This window comes from Sphingosinicella terrae (genome assembly GCF_003347635.1).
GTDB classification, from domain to species: Bacteria; Pseudomonadota; Alphaproteobacteria; order Sphingomonadales; family Sphingomonadaceae; genus Allosphingosinicella; species Allosphingosinicella terrae.
The window spans coordinates 1-1,484 of sequence record NZ_QDFY01000038.1 but is presented as its reverse complement, the minus strand read 5'-3'; the positions used below and the strand labels follow the sequence as shown (position 1 = coordinate 1,484).

The following is a 1,484-nucleotide window of genomic DNA, read 5'->3' as shown; positions in this document are numbered from 1 at the left end:
TCGAGCTGCTTGTCGCGCAGCTTCCTGAGGCCCAGAGCGATGCGGCGGCGGGTCGAGTGGGGCATGATCACCTCGTCGATGAACCCCTTGCTCGCCGCCACGAACGGGTTGGCGAAGCGGGTCTCGTAGTCGAGGGTGCGCGCCGCGATCTTCTCGGGATCGCCGATATCCTTCCTGAAGATGATCTCGACCGCGCCCTTGGCGCCCATCACCGCGATCTCGGCGGTCGGCCAGGCATAATTGAGGTCGCCGCGCAGATGCTTGCTGGCCATGACGTCATAGGCGCCGCCATAGGCCTTGCGGGCGATCACCGTGATCTTCGGCACCGTCGCCTCGGCATAAGCGAAGAGCAATTTGGCCCCGTTCTTGATGATCCCCTCATGCTCCTGGGCGACGCCGGGAAGGAAGCCCGGCACGTCGACGAAGGTGATGATCGGGATGTCGAAGGCGTCGCAGAAGCGGACGAACCGGGCGGCCTTCTTCGACGACTTGATGTCGAGCACGCCGGCCAGGACCAGAGGCTGGTTGGCGACGATGCCGACGGTGCGGCCCTCGATCCGGGCGAAGCCGGTGATGATGTTGGCCGCGTGGGCCGGCTGGAGCTCGAAGAAGGCGCCTTCGTCGACCACCTTCCGGATGAGCTCGTGCATGTCGTAGGGCTTGGAGGCGCTGTCGGGGATGAGGGTGTCGAGGCTGTCCTCGACCCGGTCCCAGGGATCGTCGCAGGGCCGCTCGGGCAGATCGTGCCGGTTGGAGAGCGGCAGGAAGTCGAAGAAGTCGCGGGTGGCGAGAAGCGCGTCGATGTCGTTCTCGAAGGCGACGTCGGCGACGCCCGACTTGGTCGTATGGGTGATCGCCCCGCCCAGCTCCTCCTGGGTGACGACCTCGTTGGTGACCGTCTTCACCACGTCCGGCCCGGTGACGAACATGTACGAGCTGTCCTTCACCATGAAGATGAAGTCGGTCATCGCCGGCGAATAGACCGCGCCGCCGGCGCAGGGCCCCATGATCAGGCTGATCTGCGGCACGACCCCGGAAGCGAGCACGTTCCTCTGGAACACCTCGGCATAGCCGGCGAGGCTGGCGACGCCCTCCTGGATGCGGGCACCCCCCGAATCGTTGAGGCCGATCACCGGCGCGCCGACGTTCATCGCCATGTCCATGACCTTGCAGATCTTCTGCGCATGACGCTCCGACAAGGAGCCGCCGAAGACGGTGAAGTCCTGCGCGAACACGTAGACGAGCCGGCCGTTGATCGTCCCCGACCCGGTGACGACGCCGTCGCCCGGGAAACGCTGCGCCTCCATGCCGAAGTCCGAGCAATTATGCTCGACGAACATGTCATATTCCTCGAAGCTGCCCTGGTCGAGCAGCACCGTCAGCCGCTCGCGCGCGGTCAGACGCCCCTTGGCATGCTGCGCCGCGATCCTCTTCTCGCCGCCGCCGAGCCGTGCCTGCTCGCGCCTCTTCTCCAGTTCCTCGAT

Annotated in this window: 1 protein-coding gene; it reads right to left on the bottom strand. The window is 65.8% G+C overall.

Features of this window, described 5'->3' with window-relative positions; translation table 11 throughout:
* Positions 1 to 1,484: acyl-CoA carboxylase subunit beta (locus DDE10_RS23090; RefSeq protein WP_432653751.1), on the bottom strand; the 1,484-nt coding region annotated here is incomplete at both ends.